21 protein-coding genes and 3 pseudogenes are annotated in these 22115 nt (G+C 54.4%); 8 read left to right on the top strand and 16 right to left on the bottom strand.

Going from position 1 to position 22115, the window contains the following annotated elements; translation table 11 throughout:
* Window positions 1–28: 28 nt before the first annotated feature.
* Window positions 29–1010, top strand: a pseudogene (locus AC1RQB_RS00635) (NAD-dependent epimerase/dehydratase family protein).
* Here the strand turns inward: AC1RQB_RS00635 and AC1RQB_RS00630 are convergent.
* From AC1RQB_RS00630 to AC1RQB_RS00605, 6 genes are all read right to left on the bottom strand, one after another.
* A complete protein-coding gene (locus tag AC1RQB_RS00630; protein ID WP_063343168.1) occupies window positions 976–1389 on the bottom strand; it encodes a MerR family transcriptional regulator in 414 nt (137 codons plus the stop codon). The pseudogene AC1RQB_RS00635 and the gene AC1RQB_RS00630 overlap by 35 nt on opposite strands.
* 470 nt (window positions 1390–1859) lie before the next feature.
* On the bottom strand, window positions 1860–2078 hold the full coding sequence (locus AC1RQB_RS00625) for a hypothetical protein (RefSeq protein ID WP_063343169.1): 219 nt from the start codon (window positions 2076–2078) through the stop codon (window positions 1860–1862).
* Window positions 2079–2565: 487 nt separating this feature from the next.
* Window positions 2566–5040 (bottom strand): S8 family peptidase, encoded by a 2475-nt coding sequence (locus AC1RQB_RS00620; protein ID WP_063343170.1) that lies wholly within the window; start codon window positions 5038–5040, stop codon window positions 2566–2568.
* A complete protein-coding gene (locus AC1RQB_RS00615) occupies window positions 5004–6047 on the bottom strand; it encodes an AAA family ATPase (RefSeq protein ID WP_063343938.1) in 1044 nt (347 codons plus the stop codon). Before AC1RQB_RS00615 ends, AC1RQB_RS00620 begins: the two co-directional genes overlap by 37 nt.
* Window positions 6048–6999: 952 nt before the next feature.
* Window positions 7000–7539 (bottom strand): hypothetical protein, encoded by a 540-nt coding sequence (locus AC1RQB_RS00610; RefSeq protein ID WP_063343171.1) that lies wholly within the window; start codon window positions 7537–7539, stop codon window positions 7000–7002.
* Window positions 7540–7937: 398 nt separating this feature from the next.
* Window positions 7938–8405 carry a hypothetical protein gene (locus tag AC1RQB_RS00605; protein WP_063343172.1) on the bottom strand — a complete coding sequence of 156 codons (468 nt, stop codon included), beginning with the start codon at window positions 8403–8405 and terminating at the stop codon, window positions 7938–7940.
* Between the two features lie 735 nt (window positions 8406–9140).
* Between AC1RQB_RS00605 and AC1RQB_RS00600 the strand changes: the two are divergent.
* Both AC1RQB_RS00600 and AC1RQB_RS00595 read left to right on the top strand, forming a co-directional pair.
* A pseudogene (locus AC1RQB_RS00600) lies at window positions 9141–9281 on the top strand (hypothetical protein); the annotation flags it as partial.
* The gene (locus AC1RQB_RS00595; RefSeq protein ID WP_492571973.1) at window positions 9236–9442 is read left to right on the top strand and encodes a DUF2514 family protein; all 207 of its coding nucleotides are present in this window, start codon (window positions 9236–9238) and stop codon (window positions 9440–9442) included. The pseudogene AC1RQB_RS00600 and the gene AC1RQB_RS00595, both read left to right, overlap by 46 nt.
* On the opposite strand, the gene AC1RQB_RS00590 is transcribed toward AC1RQB_RS00595, so the two are convergent.
* Window positions 9421–10020, bottom strand: a complete 600-nt coding sequence (locus AC1RQB_RS00590) for a hypothetical protein (RefSeq protein WP_063343174.1) — start codon at window positions 10018–10020, stop codon at window positions 9421–9423. The two genes, AC1RQB_RS00595 and AC1RQB_RS00590, sit on opposite strands and share 22 nt — an antisense overlap.
* A gap of 221 nt (window positions 10021–10241) precedes the next feature.
* On the opposite strand from AC1RQB_RS00590, the pseudogene AC1RQB_RS00585 reads away from it, so the two are divergent.
* A pseudogene (locus tag AC1RQB_RS00585) lies at window positions 10242–10448 on the top strand (IS5/IS1182 family transposase); the annotation flags it as partial.
* Between the two features lie 320 nt (window positions 10449–10768).
* On the opposite strand, the gene AC1RQB_RS00580 reads toward AC1RQB_RS00585, so the two are convergent.
* The 4 genes from AC1RQB_RS00580 to AC1RQB_RS00565 form a co-directional block, all read right to left on the bottom strand.
* Window positions 10769–11242, bottom strand: a complete 474-nt coding sequence (locus AC1RQB_RS00580) for a hypothetical protein (RefSeq protein ID WP_063343176.1) — start codon at window positions 11240–11242, stop codon at window positions 10769–10771.
* 352 nt (window positions 11243–11594) lie between these two features.
* A complete protein-coding gene (locus AC1RQB_RS00575) occupies window positions 11595–12218 on the bottom strand; it encodes a hypothetical protein (RefSeq protein ID WP_063343177.1) in 624 nt (207 codons plus the stop codon).
* A gap of 397 nt (window positions 12219–12615) precedes the next feature.
* A complete protein-coding gene (locus AC1RQB_RS00570; protein WP_063343178.1) occupies window positions 12616–13110 on the bottom strand; it encodes a PIN domain-containing protein in 495 nt (164 codons plus the stop codon).
* 2 nt (window positions 13111–13112) lie between these two features.
* The gene (locus AC1RQB_RS00565; RefSeq protein ID WP_063343179.1) at window positions 13113–13406 is read right to left on the bottom strand and encodes a hypothetical protein; all 294 of its coding nucleotides are present in this window, start codon (window positions 13404–13406) and stop codon (window positions 13113–13115) included.
* Window positions 13407–13980: 574 nt separating this feature from the next.
* Here AC1RQB_RS00565 and AC1RQB_RS00560 point away from each other — a divergent pair.
* Window positions 13981–15033: an alpha/beta hydrolase family protein gene (locus AC1RQB_RS00560; RefSeq protein WP_063343180.1), complete on the top strand. Its 1053-nt coding sequence runs from the start codon at window positions 13981–13983 to the stop codon at window positions 15031–15033.
* A gap of 257 nt (window positions 15034–15290) precedes the next feature.
* On the opposite strand, the gene AC1RQB_RS00555 is transcribed toward AC1RQB_RS00560, so the two are convergent.
* From AC1RQB_RS00555 to AC1RQB_RS00540, 4 genes are all read right to left on the bottom strand, one after another.
* Window positions 15291–16208, bottom strand: a complete 918-nt coding sequence (locus AC1RQB_RS00555) for an AraC family transcriptional regulator (protein WP_063343181.1) — start codon at window positions 16206–16208, stop codon at window positions 15291–15293.
* Window positions 16209–16289: 81 nt separating this feature from the next.
* Entirely contained in the window at window positions 16290–16547 is a 258-nt protein-coding gene (locus AC1RQB_RS00550; RefSeq protein ID WP_008074006.1) for an Atu4866 domain-containing protein, read from the bottom strand.
* Window positions 16548–16571: 24 nt separating this feature from the next.
* Window positions 16572–16862: a hypothetical protein gene (locus tag AC1RQB_RS00545; RefSeq protein WP_063343182.1), complete on the bottom strand. Its 291-nt coding sequence runs from the start codon at window positions 16860–16862 to the stop codon at window positions 16572–16574.
* A 177-nt stretch (window positions 16863–17039) separates the two neighbouring features.
* Window positions 17040–17804, bottom strand: a complete 765-nt coding sequence (locus AC1RQB_RS00540; protein ID WP_008074002.1) for an SDR family NAD(P)-dependent oxidoreductase — start codon at window positions 17802–17804, stop codon at window positions 17040–17042.
* 288 nt (window positions 17805–18092) lie between these two features.
* Here AC1RQB_RS00540 and AC1RQB_RS00535 point away from each other — a divergent pair, with 288 nt between their 5' ends.
* Window positions 18093–19037 carry a helix-turn-helix domain-containing protein gene (locus tag AC1RQB_RS00535; protein WP_207267349.1) on the top strand — a complete coding sequence of 315 codons (945 nt, stop codon included), beginning with the start codon at window positions 18093–18095 and terminating at the stop codon, window positions 19035–19037.
* Between the two features lie 185 nt (window positions 19038–19222).
* On the top strand, window positions 19223–19957 hold the full coding sequence (locus AC1RQB_RS00530; protein ID WP_063343183.1) for an SDR family oxidoreductase: 735 nt from the start codon (window positions 19223–19225) through the stop codon (window positions 19955–19957).
* Window positions 19958–20199: 242 nt separating this feature from the next.
* Here the strand turns inward: AC1RQB_RS00530 and AC1RQB_RS00525 are convergent, their stop codons facing one another.
* Window positions 20200–20949, bottom strand: a complete 750-nt coding sequence (locus AC1RQB_RS00525; protein WP_063343184.1) for an SDR family oxidoreductase — start codon at window positions 20947–20949, stop codon at window positions 20200–20202.
* Window positions 20950–21306: 357 nt separating this feature from the next.
* Between AC1RQB_RS00525 and AC1RQB_RS00520 the strand changes: the two genes are divergently transcribed.
* Complete coding sequence (locus AC1RQB_RS00520; RefSeq protein WP_008008415.1) at window positions 21307–22098, top strand: YfaP family protein; 792 nt, start codon at window positions 21307–21309, stop codon at window positions 22096–22098.
* The last annotated feature ends 17 nt before the right edge of the window (window positions 22099–22115 follow it).

Raw genomic sequence — 22115 nt, 5'->3', positions numbered from 1 at the left:
GTTCCGCCGTCAGCGGATAAGGCAATCCATGAATACGTTATCGCTGGTCACCGGTGCCAATGGGCATCTGGGCAACACCCTGATCCGGGCACTGCTCGCCCGGGAGCAACAGGTGCGCGCCGGGGTCCGTGACCCGCAGCGAAGCGCAGCCCTGAACGGGCTCGACTGCCAGGTCGTACGCGCCGAACTGCAGGACCCTGACTCCCTGCACCAAGCCCTGCAGGGGGGGGGACGTGCTGTATCAAGTAGCGGCAGTGTTCAAGCACTGGGCGAGGAACCCGCAGGCCGAGATCGTCGACGTCAACGTACAAGGCACGCGCAATGTACTGCGGGCCGCGGCAGAGGCCGGGGTCCGACGCGTGGTCTATGTGAGCTCCGTGGCAGCGGTGGGACACAACGGCCAGCGCCTGGATGAAAACAGCTGGAACAACGACCAGGACAACCCGTACTACCGCTCGAAAATCCTCTCTGAACGCGCGGTCTGGGAAACCGCCCAGGCCTGTGACCTGCCGATGGTCGCGGTGTTGCCCTCGGCAATCATGGGCCCTCATGCCACGCGGCTGACCGACACGATGGGATTTCTTGCCGCCGTGCTGGCGCGCAAGCTGGTGCTGGACCCGAACTTTCATTTCAACTTTGTCGATGTGCGCGACGTGGCCGATGGCCTGATCCGCGCCGCTGAACAAGGCCGTCCCGGCCAGCGCTACCTACTGGTCAATCAGCGGGCCTCATCACTGGCTGAGGTGATCGAGGCGCTCAACACTTTATGCCCCGGCTATCGCCTGCCGCGCCGCGCACCCAAAGCCTTGCTGTTGCTGATCGCCTGGCTGCAGGAACAGCGGGCACGCTACACCGGCCAGCCAGCAGAGCTGCTGCTCAGCCAGGTGCGGATGTTTTATGGAGTGCGCCAGGTCTACTGCATCGACGAGGCCATCAAAGAACTGGGCTACCAGCCGCGCTCGCCGCAGGACGCTCTCAAGCAGGCGTTTGCGCACCTGTTGGCGCGCTGATACCGGGCCCGGCGCCAAGCACTGGCGTGGGGGCGAATTGCTGGTTGATCTGTTGTTGCAACAGAGTCAGTTGCCGCTCCCGATCCTGCAAGGCCAGGATCTGCGCTTGCAGTTCCAGGCGCTTGACATCGATGCCCTGATTGGCCAGCGCCAGGGGAAACGGTGCCCGGTGTTGCTTGGCCGCCAGCAGCTCGCTCATCTCCCCCAGCTTGAACCCCACCGCCTGGGCCGTGCGGATCATCTGCATCAGCGTCAGGTGATGGGCCGTGTACAACCGATAACTGCCACGGCGCTGCGGGCTCAGCAGGCCCATCTGCTCGTACAAACGAATGGCTTTGGCAGTGCACCCCGACAACCTGGCCAGTTCACCTATGTACATGTGACGCTCCTCCCTGATCCAGCTGCGACCTGCAGTTTACTGGCTGTGGCTGGATGTTGTCCTGGTTCACACGGTGTTCATGCGGAGTCGGTCAGGGGCACCGAGACAGGCAGAAAACGGCCAACAGTTGCCGTAGGTAGAAGGCAGCGATCGGTCAGTAACTGACCTCCACGAAGGCCTGATTTGGGATGTCTGTGAAACCAGAGCAACGTTAATCCCTGAGCTCTCAGGCCTGTCATGGGACACAAAAAAGCAGTGCGGGTCAGATAACCTGGTGATAGGCCCCTCAATCAACAGGATTGAGGGGCGATGTCGGTGTTCACACTAACTCACCTTCAACCAAGGCCGGTGATGCAATCCTTCTACGAATCCCCGAGGTGCAAGCAGCGGATTTCTTGCAGCCTGTGGATTTCAATCTGCTTTGAAGCTGCCTGGAAAACCATCACATCGGCATAAATCCGATAGAGATGTCACGGCCACTCCAATGCTCCACTTTCAGCTGAAAGCTGTTCGATCAGCACACCCAGCTTATCGCGCTCGGCATCTAAACCTATAGTTCTCGACTCCCTGAAATCGTTCCATTTTACCGAATAATCTTCAGCGTCTCGCTTGCGCTCGGCAATGACGGCATTCCTTTGGACGTGAAGTGCTGAGATTATGGTCTGCCTATCTTTATCGCTTATTTTCAAAACCTGCTCCCCCTGAAATCTACATTAATGAGCGGACCTTTCGGACCAAAAAAGCAGCCATCACACAAGCATCAAGTCAACCTAACAAACTGATGCTTATAGACTTTATTCGAGCTACTGCTTATTAACAACTCTCCTGAACCTACGAATCGACACCCTTAGATTGCGTTACCATCCATGACAGCAAGTAAGGTAACTGCCGTCCCCTGCCACAGTGAGAGTATTGAGAAGGCTTCAGCGATTGCTGGTAGCCTAGGCAGCCGCCTCTACTGCTCCGAAGAAATAAATCGCCCCAGTTTCATAGACAAATTCGAGCCGCAGTTTCTGACCGTTTTGCGGTACCTCGCCAGGACGTACCGAGAGTTCTGCGTAGTCAGCACCCAAAAATTACCCTCAAACGGCTGCCGCCAATATCAGCTTCACGCCCTGAGGAAGTCAGTCAACCTAAATCGAGGTTCTTCAGGAGCGGTAACCCGTTTCCGTAGCCTTACACCTCGATTGCGAGCCTCTGTTCAATTGCCGTATAGAGATCGACTTCCGTTTCCGGCGTTTTGATCGAAATAATGAGGCTGTATCGAGCTGGGAGGTTGTACCGGTTGAGGTTAGGCCGGGTTCTCCACCATCCCATTCCTGGAAATACCGCCAGCAAGCCGCGGCTTGCCAGATCTGCCGCAGTGCCTTTCCAAATGTCTTGATGGATTGAGCCTTTGTGCCTGAACTGGCCCCCCAGGAGCCAATCGGGATCTTTCGGGGCGGATCCCTCATTGACCTGCTCAGCTGCCGCGTTTACACGACCAACAAAATCGTCTGCCCCTTCCAAGGGCCTCTTAACATCGAACCGTAGACGGTGTGATGGGTAGTGATACTTGGATGCGGAACCACGTGCAGAAGGATTCGGCTCGACAAAATAGGATAGGGTGACCTTCATCTCCACTTCTGTATCCTGCAGGGCCTCAAGCTCATCTTTCGGCCAAGGGACGTTGTGGAGATTCATTTCCCGCGTATCAATCTTGCCCTTGCCTTTCTTATAAGGGTAAATCTGGTCTTCCACCACCAGGGTGAGAGAGTTTCCGGCGCTCCAAAGCGCACGCTCAAGACTCGGCTCACCCCAACCGGCATGTCTAATGAGATTCACGTAATCCGACTTCACAGGACGAGCAGGGAGATATGCTTGGCGCATAGCTTCTGACCATTCAGCCGAGTGAACAATCAGCGCACGGACAGTCTCTGGCCGAAGGGACGGGTACTGAACCAGGATCTGTGCCGCCATGCGGGAACACAGGGCTGACGCTGCACTCGTTGCGTTGAAGGTGCAGAATCGTCTTGGCTCAAATTCGTTCCTAGCGGTTAGCAAATTGAGACTGGCCATTCCCGCTGCTCCATACCGATCCTTTGCAGCATTGCCTCCCTCAAAAACTACGTCCGGCTTCAATGGCCAGGCGCTGTCCCACGTAGCAGACGTTGTCGTGAAGGGACTTAGTCCACCTTCTGGAGCTATCGGCTCGTAAGCGGTTGGTCGAGTGTCTATTTTGCGGGTACAGGCCCCCACGGTCAGCGCGTTCCAAGCTTGGCCCGGATCATGGATCAGGTTGGTGCTCAAGCTAGCGGGATACAGCATCCAGGCGTTGTTATCTCGAATGTTCCCTGCAGATTGAATAAACAACCTCGGGAACTCACCTTCGTTATCAGCATCGGCGGCTAGGCTGTCCAGCTTGGAGGACCAGGAGGAAGGACGACCGCGGTCTCGGTAATCTTCAGCACTAACAGCTGAGTTAAAAATCCTGGAGCGATCGGCATGACTGATTTCTGGTCGTGCCACGCCCTCCGCAAAAAGTGAAGCATGAAGTAATGCGTTCCCCTCATTCGCCCCATGACTCGGCAAGAGCTTCACAGACTCAAGACGGTGATTGATGCTAACTCGCTCTGTTGAAGACAAGCAGTCTGTGAGATCGCCATAGGCTGCAAGAGCTGCCATACCGGTGCCATGATTCTCATCATCATGCTTTCCCCATTGAGGATCGACTGTGTGAGTGTCCTCATCGTCTATCAAAGGGCTGATCAGTGGATGAGCGCGATTAACTCCGGAATCCAGCAAGCAAACCCTCGGCACTCGGCGGTTTACCGGTGGGAAGTCTGTTCTCGTAACCATTTCATCAAGCCACTCGATCTGCTCCTCACCGGCCAAATCATCGAAGCTGTCGGCGGTTTCTTTTGCGCGGCGAAGCTCCGCGACGCAGTTGAGCCCCATTACTGATTGCGAAAATTGACGCTGTGAACCTCTCATCAGCACCACAGTTCGCTCTGGAAAATCGGCCCGCGCCTCGCTGACTTCGCAACCGCTTAGTTCGACGATTTTAGTGAAGTCGTTGATAACAGCCTGTCTCGCTCCGCGCACAGGGAGCCATACTTCCCACCAGAACTCTTCTGATTTGTCCTCCGGCAGTAAATCGGGATCATCTGTCCACAACGCCTCAAGCTCGGCATTGCGTATCGACTCGATCGTATTGACGAGATTGCGGTGATCCCGTGGATTGCCGTTCTTATCCTTCTTCTCCTGCAGATACTCCGTAACGATCTTCTCAAAGTGATCGAGCTTGCCATCGGGAACAAAGACGTTAGCAATAGTCTGTTCCCCCTCCTGGCGAACGCTGAGGAGCTCAATTTTCTTACGCTCATCGCCAAGGCTCTGAAACGCCATCTCCACGTCAGGTTGACCGACAAATTGGATTTGCAAGCCTAAGCCGCTTTCAACATCTATCAACTGTTGAAAGTTCTTTGCTGATTCCGCAGCTGGCTTTAAAGCTTGAAGTTGCTGCTGGAGAGATGCACCGTGCTGTTGCGTGGGCAAATTTGGGATCTGAGGCTTGGTACCGCCCTTTGAGGCATGCGCCGTAAAATCTTTAGGCTCAGAATTTTTTGGCAGTATTAAGTGTGCACGCTTTTGGTTTCGTTTTTCCGGCATGGCTCGCTGCTACGTTGTTTTGCCAATTTCTGGCTGAGCAGTTGGCGATCCATCAATGCCTTGCCCAGCGTCTGTCCTTTGACGCGTTCTTCATCGTGCATAACGGCATCTTTAATAGCGTCATCCACCGCCCGCCGGATCTCGGCATAACTCAATCCAGCAGCCTTTTCACCAATCGACTTGGATGAGAAAGGCTTGGGCGCAAAATGGCCCAGCCGCGAATGAATAAGACTCGATGCTTGTTCAGCAGTCGGTAAGTGATATTCGATGACGTCATCGAAACGACGAAATAATGCATAGTCAAGGATTTCGGGGTGATTAGTCGCAGCAATGATTAGACTGTTTGATTGATCTTCTTCGATCATCATCAAAAAGCTGTTTAGCACCCTGCGGATTTCGCCAACATCGTTTGGCATTCCGCGCTGGGAACCAATTGCGTCGAACTCATCAAAAAAATAGACACCGCGGACTTCAGCAATGGCATCAAAAACCTGCCTAAGTTTCGCCGCGGTTTCACCCATAAACTTGGTAATAAGCGAGTCCAAACGCACGAGGAAAAGCGGCACACCCAGTTCACCAGCGAGAGCTGAAGCAGTCATGGATTTACCTGTACCTGGTGGTCCGACTAGGAGCACCTTCCTGCGAGGCGAGAGCCCATGCTCGCGAAGGCGAGAGAACATACGTTGTTCTTTCAATACTCGTTGCAACTGAGCAGAAGCCGTATCGTCGAGAACCATTTCGACTAAGCGGTCTTTCGGGTAGGTAACACTCAGCAAGCCCGCCATCTCACCGCGTGGCTTGGCAAGGGGAGTCGGGCTATTCCGACGACCTTCGAGGCTAACGCTACTTTTCGCAGCATCGATCATGTCGCGCAGGTCGGTTGCGAGCTTGCCATGCCCCGACTTCGCCTCACGTGCAGCAACCTGCATCGCTACGGAATAGAACTGACTATCATCCCGTTCGATGTGAGATTTCACGAGCGCTTTGAGCTGTTCGGCGCTGGCCATTTCTGTTACCCGATCTCTGCAAAAAAAAAATGCCCAATCCGTGGCTATTGCGACGACGCGGTGCTCAGGATAGGAGGGAATCAATGACTTCGCATCCTGCTAGACAAAGCAAGGATACGTTATGACACCATGGTAGCAGTTAGAGGTTAGAGAGACGACTCTATTCCTATGAGCGGGGTGGAGAGTCAGAGCTCAATGCTGCAGAGGAGCTGCTCTATAGCTCAGCACCCGGAGTCTGCGTTAGGACAGGTTAACAATTTGGGATGGGCTATGCTGATCAGCAGCTCTCATCACTGATCCTAAGGCCTCACATGGAACACCCAAAGCTGCTGGCTCGATTTTGAGATGAAGTCCTATTAGCTGGGCCGGAAACTACCCTACCCAAGAACCTCCCCGATTTCTGGCTTAACGAATTACAGAGCCACCTAGAAGCATACTTCGATAGCTTGGAGGGGGAGGAAGATGACGGAGAGGAGGATATTGACCTTTCTCTTCCCCCTCGCTGCAATAATTCACATCCTGTTCGCAAAAAATGGTGGCGAGGCGATCTCTGAGAGTCTTGAACAGCTCTACGATTACTTCCAAGACTATCGACTTGAACTGGCGCTGGAAGAGATCACTCGGAAAACCCATGTAGTAGCGGAGCCCCCAACGCTTGAGACCATCTTCAACAACCGAGACGTCCTAGTCGAGCGGGGTAGCCTCCTACAGTAGGGGGGATTTGCCGTTTGATGAGATGAATCTCCAATCGAGGTTCGAAGCAACAAGGCCTGCCTTAAACAGCGAAAGAGATCCTAAATACAGCGCTAAGGCTACCTGCTGAGCCGGTGATCGAAGAGTCCTGGAACATCACGCGAGCCGCTCCCGGACTTCAGCAGCCCCTTTCCTCGCCACAGCGGTTACCCACCCTCGTTGGAGCGTCAAGCTGGCCCGGTAATCTCCTGTCAGGCCCTTAGGAGGCGGACCCTTTCCATTGCCCTTTCTCCGAATCACGCACCAAGTGCAGCTCGCTTGGGTAGTCCAAGCCTACCGTCAGAAAGACATCGATAATTAGGCTCATCGGAATGTAGTACAGCCGCTTAGCTCGATTCTGATCGGATGTCAGAAAGACTCCATCGAGGCCATCTGACTCACCAAGTGCCAGCTCAAAAACAAAGGAATGGATCACTTGATTACAGACGAAACCAATATCCCGGGTTTCACTTAACTTGGCCCCCAACTCATAGTTCTTAAAAATGTCGCCGCGATTCAAGTGATCCACTGTCGTGCCCGCCTTGGGCCGATAACAAGTCAATTTCCAGGCAAGAGTTCTGGTGGAATCCGACACGTTCAGGGTTTCAAGGAGCTTACGTACGGCATAGAAACCGATGAATACCTCCCGCTCTACGCGAGCCAAGATATGTGACTCAGCCCCTTCCAAAATCCGCGCCTTCTCCAACCATCGTGCCGCACGAATGAGAGGTTGCTTCCAGTCGCTTGACTCATAAATCATTCGGATCTCCTGAGACTGAATAATTGCATGGACTTGACCACCCATTTGCATTCGACCTGACCAACCATTTTTATCGGATTTGATCACCACGTTTTGTGGTCACGACCGGCAGAAGACGACCTAAAGCGGTCACTAAAGCTAGGCCGCTTCAGTTCTGCTTTAATCCATTTGGGCGAGGCCTAACGCAAGCGCACAATTCATTGGTACCCACTCATGGGCCATTGTTATGGATTCGAAGGGGCATCGGCGGTCACACGTGGATTGTGCAGCGAGTCCAACAGCATCTGGCCACAGGCAAACGATTGGGTGGGGCGGAGGGACTGCTTGGTAGAGCCCTTCAGACAGCGCTAAAGGGCTTTGCTTCCGGTACTTAAACTTCAGGTTTGAGGCCACTTTTCTTAGCAAAAAAAAACCAGCAGCACTTCGATGATCTTCGCCTCAATGGCATTGAAGATCACTTCTTGCCCCTTGCTGGCCAGCTTCAACTTGTGGCGAAGACGAAGGATAACTCCGGTTAGAGCAACACCAGCCAAGCCAGCCAAGCCGACTCCAACCGGGTACATAATCGGGGTCGCAGAAATGATGCCTGCAGACATCAACCAGCCAGTGATGCCAGTAGCGCCTACAGTGGTACCGAAATAGCCGGCGCTACCGATGATCGCTGTCGCTACGCCATAAGCAGACAATGCGCCAACGCCCAAAAGAGCTCCTGATCCGAGCAGCAACGACGAGATAGCGGCGGAGCTCAGATAGGTACCAACAACGTATCCACCCGCGCTGGAGACGATCAGGCCACCAGCGGCATGGGGCACTAGGGAGCCGCCTGCTGCCAGGGCGGAGATGATCGGAATTAATGGGAAAGCCATACTTCGAAGCCTCTACTCTGGTGTCCAGTTATTACCGAATGATAGCAAAAGAATGGCTCTTGCAAATCTATTACAGAGCTATCACCGCGCAGTTGGTGACGTTGTTTGCCCTGTCGAATCTGTGGATGCCACGCCGACATTTGCTGGCAAATGCAGGAGAAGTGCGCCTGTAAAAAGCAGAAGCTTGGGTAGATCCCAGGTTACGCCTTCATCCAGACCATCCCCGGCCGCAACTTCCTGGTCGCGCTGCGGCTCCATGGTGCGTAGGATGCGTTCTACGATCAAACCTGGAAGCCGGACGATGTGGTCAAGGTGAAATGACGTGTTGCGGGTAATGGTATCCAGATGCTGACGGAGTCTAGGCCTTGCCGTTTTGAATACCCTAATCGGATTACTCTAATTTAGGGGAAGGTCCGCTATGGGTCGGATACAGCCCTTCACGACAGGCAGCGATCGGCCCAGAGTGTGTAAAAACGCTTCGTCAAAATTGAAGTGTGCGTGTCTACGTTAAATCTGAAATTTGTTGGCACGTCAGCAGATGTTGATTTCGCGTAGAAGCGCGATTTTCAGTCCGGTTTTGAGTACCTGCCGCGCTCAAAAACGTTTTTACACAGCCTCGGCCAAAAGCAGCCATCCAATGACCTCTATCGAACAGGGCGATTCAGACTGTATCGTCTGTGAGACCTTACAGATTGAGGCCTAGAAGGGGCGCCCGCCCAATTCATCATAGTAGCCATGCTGAAGCAGCCAGAGGGCCGCTCGCAGGGCACCGGCCGCATGGTGAAGAAACCTTGCTGGCATAGCGAGTGGTTGGCGGCAGCACAGATCTCATTGCCGCCGGAGGTCAGGCAGCGATCTGCGCCACCATGGTCCTCTCCGGCCTGCTCGAACTGGCTGATGCGCGAGCGAGAGAGCTGGCGAAAGCATATGACTGTGCCCTGATTGCAGCGAAGATGCATGAGTCTACATATAAAGCATTACGCGTGCAGAGGCTGCCCGGGAATAGATCGTTTGATTATTTTGCCGAGGGCAAGTGATTGTCCAAATGCAAAAGAAGGGCTACGTAGGCGTCATACATCTCTCGGTACTGCTCCTGTTCTATTACATAAGTCTCACCGAGCTTGCCGGTGTTCGTGTTTTTTTGAAAGTCGTCGTCAACAATTCCATAATTATGGATGCATATGTGGCGTACCTGGAAGGCAAGATTTATTTTGCTTAACCGCTCTTCTATTGGTGAAAAGTCGTGACCAGCTGTCTTTAGGGCTTTTATTACATCGTCAAATCTTTGGTAGAAGCCTTTTCCGGAGCCTCTTTTATATTCGAATATTTCGAAGGTTTTCTTGAAAAATAGCTCTATATCTGAGCATAGTGAGATCACGCAAAGTTGGAAGATGCGCTCATAGACATCTCCGATTCCGAAAGACATTCGGTAGTCGAACATTGTCTTGATGTTTTTGTCCCAGTTTAGTTTTTTTGTTGCCTCTTCATTAAAAATAAAAGATTTGTCGTTTTCCTTGGCAGTTATGGCATGCATGAAAATCAAGTTGTTTGTGCGCTCCAGAACTGTAATGTAGTGCCATCGTGTATGCGGATGTTTAAAATCACTGGTCTGCATCTCAAGTCCTTTTATCTACGAATATTACGGGATGGAGGACTTTAGCTGGCGGTTGCAGGGGTTCGCAAGATCATCAGCTTGGAGGCAAAGGTACGGGCACTGCAACGTTGTAACGGTGCGGCAGGGTCGCCAACGTTGTTAGCAAGCAGAAAGGGCATGCTCAGGGTATCGACGAAATCATCAATGCCTTGGTCCTGGGAGATGTCCAACGTGGTGTGAGCAAAGCCCCGGAGATGATGCGAGTCCGAAAACGGACGGTTGAGCATCCCTTCGGGACGCTTAAACAATGGATGGGGGCGACGCATTTCCTGACCCGAATGCTGGCCGGGGTGAATGCGGAGATGAGTTTGAATGTGCTCGCCTAAAACATGAAACGGGTCATGAAAATCATCGGTGCTCACGGTTTGATGAAGGTGCTGTCGGCATAAAAAGGCTGGTTTTGGCCCATCCCACAGGCTGTAAAAACAGCGTTGACGTGTTCCAAGTCGCGACCGATGCGACCCGCAGCATTGACCGTGCGATCGCCCAGCCAACGAACGTCTATGATCCAAGACGATGAAGTCAGAGCGTTTTTACACACTCTGGGCCGGTTTCGGCCGGTCATGGCTACGACGCATCTTGGTCAAGTCCAACGCAAATGCCTGCTCATTTCGAATGCAAGTGAGTGGTCAAGTCCGTGCAATTATCTAAATGGCTAAGCAAAATACTTTTAAACTTTTGCTTGGCCTTGTATTGATCAGCCGCCGTACTATTGAAGAGGCAACGCGTAGCCTAAGAAAACTGCATTACAACCCTTATGCCTTGTACTGATTGTTGCTTCTCCCATATTGCAAGGTTCATCACCAGTGTAAATCTTGACTCCATGGGGGATCGGGTTCTTTGAAAGATACCCAATGCTTTCCGTTGATCCATTTTTATGATTGGAATCTTTACTAACCATTTTGTTGTTTTCCACGTCGTTTCCCGCGAAAACCTCTATGTAGTTAGCAGCAGGAGCGGCGCTTGCGTCGTCGATCGTATAGCCAATCTCTTTTGCCGCACATCCTTTATGCATGCCGTACGTTGTTACCTCGCCGTTATTGCAGGGAGAATTACCAACATAGAGCAGTATTTTCCTGTCTGATGCATTCAATTTATCTGCATCTTTGGCCACTACTCCAAAGGCAATGCTCGAAAACAATAAAATGGATAAAACTGTATTTGCCATTCTGAAACTTGTCATTGCATTTCTCCAATTAAGTAATAAACCAGTCGTCTACCCCAAATATCAGCCAATGCGCTAATTACGATAGTTCAAGATGGAGATATCCGTTGGCCAGCCACTTACACTCCCCATCAGAGCGTTTTAGCCGGCAACGATTCGGAGCAGAAAAATCATCAAGCAATCAAGCCACACCAGCCCTAACCTTTCGCCAGTCAGCCCGTGCTGAACAGACACGATGATGCAGAGACTCGGCGTCTACGCGAGAGACTGCTTTTGGCCGTTTTCTGCCTGTCGCGACGGCCCGCAAACGACCCGAACCAGTCACTGATGAAAACGGAGCAGTCTTCACATCTAATAGCTTGAGGACCATTCACAGCGTGCCTCGAAAGGTCTCAATTTGAATGCTGATGGCGTCCAGTTGAGTATCTATCCGAGGTATTTTTCCCTCCAACAGAATTTCGACTTGTTGATGGGTCAGCTCCATATGAAGGCCGTCAGGCTTACGCTCCATCGTGGCGAGAAGAGCTCGTGCAATTGCGTCCACGACAGGTGCATGTATTAGCGTTACGGCCAAGGCTAACTTCCATAGGCGATTCTTAATTTCGGCAGGGGATAAGTTTTCAGGCGTGGTGACATGATGGATGAGGTGGATAAATTCATGGGACGTAGATCGATCGCTGTCGGCCCCGGTGCCTGTGCCTTCGAAGATTCGGCCAGCCTCTTTTTCGTCGACTTGGCCATCAGAATCTAGGGACTCACCGATGGCCCCAGCCATCAGAGTAATGGTTCGCCGTGTGGCATATTGCTGGACTTCAATCAGAGAATTGCAACGTTCCGTTAAATCATGATCCGATTTACCGTGATAGCGGTCAGTATCCTGATAATGAATCGAGATCCGTTTTCCAGTGAATCCCATCGCTTCAGCGACGGTAAAGTGGGCCGATTCGTGACGAGCAATCTTCAGAAGATGACCCGCATGCTCGGATTCGGTCATGCTGACTCCTTTTCTATCTATTATGTTCTGGAATTCGACTGGAGGTTTTGTACACGTTACGAGCAAAGCGGAGCGTTTTTTCATTAACCAGATCTTCCGCCTCTGACCGTTTTCTACCCGTCGCGACAGGCAGAAAACGGCCCAGAGTGTGTAAAAACGCTTCGCCAAAATAGAAGTGTGCGCGTCTACGTTGAATCTGAAATTTATCGGCACGTCAGCAGATGTGGATTTCGCGTAGAAGCGCAATTTTCAGTCCGGTTTTGAGTACCTGTCGCGCTCAAAAACGTTTTTACACAGCCTCGGCCAAAAGCTGCCGTGGCGGCAGGTAGACTGACACGGTTATCTGCAGTGTGCGAATCTTGAAATGGACAAATCAGTTGAGATACCTATTCCGGTCTCAAGATGCAAGAGCTCTGATCATTTCCAGTGAATACACGTTGTCCATACCAGACCCCCATAAAAGCGGGGACAGCCGCTCATCATCTGTGAAAATTAGATGGGTCGAAGCCAGCTCTATGAGCTTGGAATCGGTTAAGCCGTATTCTGAAAAATACCGATGACTCAAGTCGTTATTAAGGTCGGAATTTATCTCCTTGAATGTACCGAACATAGCTCTAGCTATTTCAAACGCCTTTTCCTGAGCGTAGCTATCTAGGTCTATAAGATTGGAGACTTCTGCAGCAATATATTTTGTAGTGTACCCCTCGCCAAATATCTTTATTGCTTTCAGAAGCAGGTGATAATCATCCACAGAAAATTTCTTTAACCGTTTAGAGCTAGAGATAAACTTTCCATCTTCAACGCTTCCGATAATTAGTAGCAGCAAAAGGTTTGTGTCTATTACGATTTCTCTTTTATAGTTGGGTACCGATTTTTTCCTGGGTTTTGACATTCTTATTCGCCTTTGTACCGCTTAAAGCCTTTAAGCGCGCCGTCTTCTGCGGACACTAAAAATGTCTTAAATTCCTTCCGCTTGGCTAAAACCGAAGCTAGTTCAAAAAGGGGCGTCTTGGCACGAGCTCCAAGCGCGGAATGAGGCGAGCGATCAACGTCGTAGCTAAAGGTGACCTCGTACCTCTTGTTGTCATCTGAAATTACAATCTCCTCAAGGGTTATATTACTTGCTCCGGTAACGAAATTATCGAACTCTTTACGGGCAACCGCTTCAGCTCTTTTGAAGTCAATCATGATGTCCCCTTATTGAACGCTTTTCTATATCATCGAGATATCGACTTGGATGTCGAACCACTATAACCCCAAGCCTCGATGATCGCTATGTCTGGTTAGGCGCTTGAAGTCGTGTTACAGGACGGCCAGACGTGCGTTAATATTTATTCCTCGCACATAACAGATCTGCAGTAGATCTACATCGGAGTGGCATTGGTGAGTCCTCGCGGCCGGATGAGTGTGCAGGACGCCACGCTGTTTTCGCACACATTACGGAGTCATCATCAGCGTGTCCATTGTCCGCTCTTGGCCGTTTCCTGTCTTTGGCCAACGGCAGCTATGGGTCGTTTACTGCCTTTCGTGGCAGGCAGCAATCGGGCCAATAGCAGCCCTTCGGACTTGCCCCGAAAGCCCGGCTGCTGACCGGTCAATGCAGATAACGAAAACTATGCATGTCAGTCGGAGTATCGGCTTTAATGTCGGTGCAGATTCATCTGCTCACGGCGCTGGATTTCTATAATTTGCGAGATGTAATGCACGCTATCGGTGGGTTTCAGGTTCTGAAGCCCTATCTAAATCAAGGAAGACAAACCCATTGAAAACAGCTCTCGGCGTCCTGCTTTTAACCTGTCTGACGACCAGCGCTCTCGCTGACGTCAACTCTGTCGGCTTCCAATCCTCCACCCTGCCGGACCCACACAATGAGCGTCCGCTGGAGATGGTCGTCTGGTATCCCAGTACAACGACCGTCACCCCACAGTTGATCGGCGACGATGTGGTGTTTGTCGGTGCTTCTGCGGTTCGCAACGCGCCACCCTCTGCTGGAGAGCACCCATTGGTGGTGCTCTCCCATGGATTCAGAGGCAATTGGAACAATCAGAACTGGTTGGCGAGTGCATTGGCCCATAAGGGTTACATTGTCGCAGCGGTCAACCACCCCGGCACCACGACCCATGATCGCAGCCCGCAAGCGGCGGCGCAGTTATGGCAGCGGCCCATTGACCTGCATCGGGCCATTGAGGCGGTCACCACTCAACCTGAAAAATTTGGCGTGGTCGCAAAGCGTCAAATTGCTGTAGTGGGCCATTCACTCGGCGGCTGGACTGCAATGGAGATCGCCGGTGCTCGTTTCGACCCGGCCCTGTTTGCCCGTGACTGCAAACTCCATCCGCAGTTATCCAGTTGCACCAATTATCAAAAGATCAACCCTGAGAGTACTCCGGCATTAAAGGCTGGTCTGGCCGGCGATTTGCGCGATCAACGGGTCACCGCTGTGGTTTCTTTGGACCTGGGACTCTCGCGCGGGATGACCGATGAGAGCCTTGCGGCACTGCCGGTGCCGGTGCTAGTTATCGCTGCCGGCGCACCATCGGTGGAACTGCCTGCTCAGTTGGAGTCCGCCAACCTGGCCACACGCCTGCCCCAATCGTCCAGCCGCTATGTCGAGATCAGTGACGCCAGCCATTTCAGCTTCTTGCCGATTTGCAAACCAGGTGCCGTGGCATTGCTCGAAGAGGACATTCCTGGCGATGGCATCATTTGCGGGGATGGCGACAATGCTCGCCCGCGCGAGGTAATCCAACAGCAGGTTACGTCACTGATCACCGAGTTTTTGACGCAGTCCGCGAACAACAAAGTGGAGCTCTAGGATTGCTGGCACTCGGCAACTCAGCAGACCTGAAATTTGCGTAGGAGCGCAATTTTTGTGTCGAATCCAGCCACCTATTACGATCAAAAACGTTTTTACACAGCCTCGGCCAAAAGCAGACATTCAAACGACAGCAATAGGCGAAAATTACCATTAGTGAAAGTGGGCTGTTCGATGAATTAGGTTCCAAGGCAATAGCTACTCTAACCTTACTAAACGAGTAGAACCTCATAAGCCGTAGGCAGCCGGTCAGACTTTCACGCAGAGTGGCGAACTCGGCTGGCATCTCTTGATGGCGGACACCCAAACTGGCGACTGTATTCCCGGCTGAATTGCGATGGGCTTTCGTAGCCCACTCGATAACAGGCACTCGCCACATCCAGCCCTTCACCCAGCAACAGGCGGCGGGCTTCCTGCAGACGCAGTTGTTTCTGATACTGCAGTGGGCTCATCGCGGTCACTGCCTTGAAGCGATGATGCAACGTGGAGCTGCCCAAATTGGCGACCCGGGCAAGTTCTTCGATGCGTAAGGGCTGGGTGTAATGGTTATTCAGCCAGTCGATGGCCCGTGTCACACGTCGTGTTTGCGAATCACCGAGGGCAAGCTCATACAGCCGGCGTCCGTGCACGCCTCGCAGGAGGCGGTAATACAGCTCCCGCAGGGCGAGCGGCGCCAACATGCCGATGTCTTTCGGTGTTTCCAGCAACCGTACCAGCCGAAGCATTGTTTCCAGCAGGGGCACGTCGACCTTCTCAAGGAAAAGGCCAAGCTCCGGCTCGTCCGGGACGCCCGTCGCTGGCGCATCGGCGATGACCTGTGCAATTTCCGTGGCCTCGAAATCAAAGCGGATACACAGGTAGGGCGCCTCCGGGCTGGCCATCAGCACGCGCCCGGAAACCGGAAGTGTCACCGATACCACCAGATAACTCAGGGGGTCGTACAGGTAACGGTCGTCGCCCAGGCCGATTTCTTTTTGTCCTTGCACAATCAGGCAAAGGGCCGGCTTGTGGACGGTATGGATAAGCTCCGAAGGCGCGTCAAAACGAATGACATGCAGCGGCGCTATCGCGGTCTCATAGATCCCGGGCGTGGTAAAGCGTTGTGTCAGCAGGCGAACCAGTTCGTCACGGTAGATGGCCGTGTTTTGCAGGATGAAAGCATCGCTCTGTTCCATTTCAAGGCTCTCACAAGTGTTCATGAGCGTCTGCCCGGGTCTTCCCAGGCAGACGATATTCACCCGACATCATCAAAGTGCTCATTGCCGATAGAGGATCATGCCGGCGTGATACAGCACGTCGTCATGAAAGTGCCCGTCAGCGGTGAAGCCGGTGTCGTCCCAGTACTGGATGTAGTCACCGACTATTTCGTACCGGCCTTGCCAGGCGCTCTTATTTTTACCACGGGCCTCGTCGTAACGCCCAGTGGTCAGAAGCTCGTGACGGATGAATCCATCAGCGGTGACCCACATGCCTGCGTAACGATGATCAGGCGTGGCTTGTTTGGCATTTTTCATCAGCTTTTCTCCTCGATGGCAGGCTTAGCCGATACGACCCAGGGCAGTGCGATTAGAGCCGTTTTCGGCAACGCGAAAACCCGGAGTGCGGTCACTTCCGCCTTCAGTTACGCGCATGCCGGGAGTGCGGTCCGAGCCATCTGCGGCAACGCGGAAACCGGGAGTGCGGTCACTGCCGCCTTCAGTCACGCGCATGCCGGGAGTGCGATCCGCACCGTCTGCAGCCAGGTACAGGCTGGTAGAAGAGAGGTTGACCGCGCAGGCAACCATCGCGCTGATCACCAGTGACAGGGAAAGCCGTTTTGCGTTTTTCATTGTTCAGTCCTCATTGACGTTGTTCATCTGAGTGGCCTGCCTTGGCCGGTGTCTGCGTCCGTTGCGTGTATTCAGATTACGTAGCCGAGCGCAGCGGTGTTAGGACGAAACTGCCGCAGATTTGCCTGATCCTCTCGCGTTTGCCGAGCATGTCCGCCAGCTCCTTCCTGCGGCGACTCACCCGGCCGTGACGGTCATACCGCCGTCTGCCATGACCACCGAACCGACCATGAAGCTGGCACGATCCGAGGCGATGAACGCGACCACTTCGGCGATTTCTTCCGGTTGTGCGGCGCGGCCGATCGGTGCGGCTTCGCCATGTTGGGCGAGAAATGCAGGGCCATCGTCGACCACATGGTTGAGGATGTTGGTCACCACATCTCCCACACCGACGGCATTGACGCGGATGCCGTGGCCAATGACCTCAAGCGCCAGGGTGCGCGTCAGTTGCGCAAGCGCGCCTTTAGAGGCGGTGTAGGCGGCAATGGTGGGGAAGGCGAAGTAGGAGGCGTAGGACGCGATGTTGACGATCGATCCGGATTTGTTGGGCATCATCGCTTTGACCGCTTCGCGGCTATGCAGGAATGCCGCCGTGGCGTTGACCGCCTGAATGCGTTCCCAGTCTTCGCGGGTCATGTCGATGACCAGCTTGTTGATGATGATGCCGGCGTTATTGACCAGAATGTCCAGCCGACCGAATTGCTCGACGGCCAAAGCGACCGCGCGCTCGGCGGCGCCGTCCTGAGTGATGTCGGCCACCAGTGGTACCAGGCCAGGGCGGGCCAGCGCTTGTACTTCAGGGTTTATATCTTCGGCGATGACCTTGGCCCCGCGGGCATGCAGCAGCAGTGCGATGGCTTGGCCAATACCGCTGGCCGCGCCAGTGACCAGAGCGACTTTATCTGCCACTTCGTTTGGGGTGCTGTTCTTGATATCGGTCATGATGTTCTCCAGCGTTGTGATCAAGTAGGGGATAAGCCGTGTCGGCGCCCGCAAGGCGCTTGTCATCGGCGACGGGCCTACTGTCTCGCAGCGAGGCGAAGTCGGCTTTCGTAAGATTGCCCACGCTGTCGGGGTTTTGCGCCGAATATGAGTGAGGACGGTTCGGTGCTCGGTTCAGCAAGCGGGAAAAGCCCGATATCATCGATCCGGTCTCCATGGTGCGGAGTTCGGGCAAGCGTCTGGAGACCTGTCTGGCTTTGCACAGCGGAATATGAAAAGGACGAGTTCATGGCAAATACCGGACGCACGTCCCAGGAACAGATGTCGACATCCTCTCGGGATTTGCGCATCACCGGCGAGTCGATGCGTGAATACCTGCCAGGCCAGCCGCAGGCGTTTCCACCGGGCCTGGAAATCAAGGATATTGTGATTCAGCTGTTTACCCATCGCAGCGTCATTGAGCCCATTCTCGTGCCTGCGGTGGTGGAACCGCTGCTTGTCCTGGTTCTGGCGGGGGCGGCCAGGGTGGAGGAGCGCGTGCCGGGTGGGGAGTGGGAGGCGGCAGAGGTCAGTGCCGGCGATTTTTTCCTCACCAGTTCTGATGAGCCGTATGAAATGCGCTGGCAGACCCATGGAGGCGATACCTTCGAAGTCATGCATCTTTATCTGGGATTACCGCTGATCGAGCAAGCGTCACGGGAGCTGTTGGGTGAGCATGCCAGGGCAGTTCGATTTCGCGATGTTTCCGGGGCACAGGACGGGCGCGTCGCGTTTGTCATGGAGCAGCTGCTCACCGAACTGGTCGTGGAGCGCTCGCCCAGTGCTCTGTTCGTCCGGTCTCTGGCACAGGCGCTGGTCGTACACCTGGTGCGCAGCTATCTCGCCGAAAACCAGCCTGGGCGTCGGGTCAACGCCTTGCAAGCCTACAAGCTGCGCAAAGTCACTGACGCCATGAGTGCGGATCTGGGCGCTGAGTTCAGCCTGGCAAAGCTGGCCAGGCTTGCCGAGCTGAGCGAGTACCACTTCAGCCGCCTGTTCAAGCGTGCGACGGGGCTTTCGCCGTCGCAGTACTTCATTCGCTTGCGCATGGTTCGTGCACGGCACTTGTTGCTGGAGACCCGGCTTAGCGTCATCGACGTCGGGCTGGAGGTCGGCTACTCCAGCCCCAGTCACTTCTCCCAGGTATTTCGTCGCGAGATGGGCGTAACGCCCAGCGAGTTCCGTGGGGCGTAACTGACGTCGCTTCACGCCTTTTGCGAGCGCTTGATGCTCACAGACACGAATAGGCAAAAGTTGCGCAGGTTTCGGCACGCGTCGAGCAGGCCTGTGCCTTTAATCTTTTCGACGTACCCCGCAGCAACGCCCGCGTCTTCAACGGTCGGTGCTGAACTTCAATGCAGACAGCAGGAGCTACGGATATGTCGAACATTCAAAACAAAGTCGTCCTGATTACCGGTGCAAGCAGTGGTATTGGCGAAGCAGCGGCCAGATTGATCGCCGCCAAAGGTGCCCATGTGGTACTCGGCGCCCGCCGTACCGAACGCCTGGACAAACTTGTCAGCGAGATCCACGCCGAAGGTGGCTCAGCAAGTGCCTGCGCACTGGACGTTACGGATCTGCAATCCATGCACGCATTCGTGGCATTCGCCAAGATGCAACATGGCAAGGTCGATGTGATCATCAACAACGCAGGCGTGATGCCCCTGTCTCCTTTGACTTCGTTGAAGGTCAATGAGTGGAACCAGATGCTCGATGTCAACGTCCGCGGAGTGCTGCACGGTATTGCAGCCGTCTTGCCGGACATGGAGGCGCAAGGTTTCGGCCAGGTCATCAATATCTCCTCAATCGGCGGCCTCGCAGTTTCTCCGACAGCCGCGGTGTACTGCGCGACCAAATTTGCGGTCAGGGCTATCTCGGATGGCCTGCGCCAGGAAACGGACAAGATCCGTGTCACCGTGGTGTGCCCGGGCGTTGTCGAGTCTGAACTGGCCGATACGATTTCCGATGAGGTGGCCCGCGAGGAAATGAAGGCTTTCCGGCGGGTGGCGCTCAACGCCGACGCCATTGCGCGAGCGCTCGCCTATGCCATCGAGCAGCCTGACGATGTGGATGTGAGTGAGATTGTGGTTCGTCCGACCGCCAGCCCACACTGAGGAGTCTTGGGCGAAAGGCGTACCTTGGTTCGGAGGCAGTCGTCGATGAGCGTCTGCTCTCGTCCGATTGTTGCACATCAGGAATGACAGCTAATGGCCGGTTTCTGCCTCTGCTGACCGGCAGCTTTGGGCCGTTCTCTGCCGGTCATGGTCACGAAGCGTGATGGTCAATTCCGATGCAAATGACTGGTCAGGTCGAATGCAAATGGGTGGGCAAGTCTGTGCAATTACCCATTTGCGTATCAAGCGCTGCTCTTGAGCCAGGTTTCGAAGCGCGTCGGCCCGATGATGGGGTGTTCTCCCGGCGTGAGCGAATGGTCATCGATGGGCGCGCCGAAGTAGGGAACCGTGTCGTCCGCTTGGGCCTGGCGCGGGTCGTTGGTGTGTTGCAAAAACAGGCGCACGAATTCCACCAGCGGCCAGCGCTCTGGCCCGGCCACTTCCAGGGTCTGATTGCTCGGTCCTTGCACGGCGACCTTCGCCAACGCCATCGCGACATCGACCGCGGCAATCGGTTGTAGCTCGGCGGAGGTCAGGCGGACGGTGTCGCCGTCCTGAGTGCCCGAGTGCGAAATGGCCCCGATGAATTCGAAGAACTGCGTGGCCCGCAATATTGTGTAGGGAATGCCTGAGTCCTTGATGAGTGTTTCCTGGGCCATTTTCGCCCGGAAGTAACCGCTGTCGAGCATGCGCTCGGTGCCCACCACCGACAGGGCGACATGGTGTTTGACGCCGGCGGTTTTCTCGGCGGCGAGCAGGTTTCGCCCGCTGGTTTCGAAGAATTCGAGTACGGCAGCGTCTTCGAAGGAGGGCGAGTTGGCTACGTCGACCACCACGTCGGCGCCTTGCAAGGCGGTTTGCAGTCCTTCGCCGGTGAGGGCGTTGACGCCGGTGCTGGGTGATGCAGCCAGGGTTTCATGCCCCAGGTCTTGCAGGTTTTTGCACAGGTGTCTGCCGATCAGCCCGGTACCGCCAATGACGACGATTTTCATGACGAGTCTCCTGATGCGATGTCAGTCCTGAGTGTCGTATGGGTGGACAGATCGAGGGGCTGACGTTGAATCCTGCAACCATTAAAGACCCGCAATGGAACTGCTTGGTGTTGTCCGATAGGTGGTTCGCTCAGACGACGATCGGGTCAACTTGAAAAAATGCAGAGATGCGCACAAAAAGACCGGAAAAACAGATTGGCGGGAATGTTATATTGCCAGCCTTTGTATCCCGTCATGTTTTGAAACATGACGGTGTGTTTGAGGCGACTCAAACGGCTTTTCAGTATCCAGCAGTAAGATAAATAACGCGCCGAGGATTGGGCGCAAGGCTTCGTTATGCATGGCAGGAGGCGTTACATGCGTTGTGTTCTTTCACTGCTGATCACGCTGGTCTGCGCCCAGGTGGCATGGGCCGAGCCCACGGCCGAGTTGTCGGAACCGGTGGGCGGCTGGCGCTATCACGGCCTGCTGGACCGTAGTGAGAACCCTCGAGTCGCCTATCCCACGCCGCCCATCGACCGGGGCGTGCAGCGCAATCGCACGATGATCGAAGGCCAGCTCAAGGCTCTCGGCACGTTGCGTCCGCCCCATAGCCTGGCGGTCAACGGCAATCCCCTGAATCTATACACCGACGACCAAGGGCGTTTTGCCCGGCCGTATGCGTTCGGCGCCGGCTCCAACAGCGTCGAAGTGCGCAGTTCCGAGGGCAAGTCGCTCAAGCGCGTTCAATTCTACGAAGCCAACAACCTGCGCACGCCGGCACGAATTCGCGTGGTGCTGGGTTGGGACGATCCCAAGGCCGAACTCGACCTGCACATCATTACCCCCGACGGCCAGCATGCGTTCTGGGCTCGCCCGGCAATGAGCAATGGCGGCGGCCTGGACCCGGACGGGGTCGATGGCCCCGGTCCGGAAATGTTCACCATGACCGCGCCGATGCATGGCACTTATCTGGTTTACGTGAACTATTGGGGCAACTTCGGCAGCGGCGGCTATAACTTCGATGAGACCAGCAACCAGAACGAGGTGATCACCTCGCAAATCAATCTGGTGCTCAACGAAAACACCGTCGACGAAAAACGCGAGACCTTCATCGTGCCTTTGCGAGCGATCGGCGACCTGCTGCTGGTCAAGACTTTCAACTATTAAACATCCCGCACCACGGA

The organism is Pseudomonas sp. GW822-FHT02E03 (assembly GCF_058802325.1).
The sequence above is the reverse complement of the archived record's forward strand: the minus strand, read 5'-3'. Positions and strand labels throughout refer to the sequence as shown.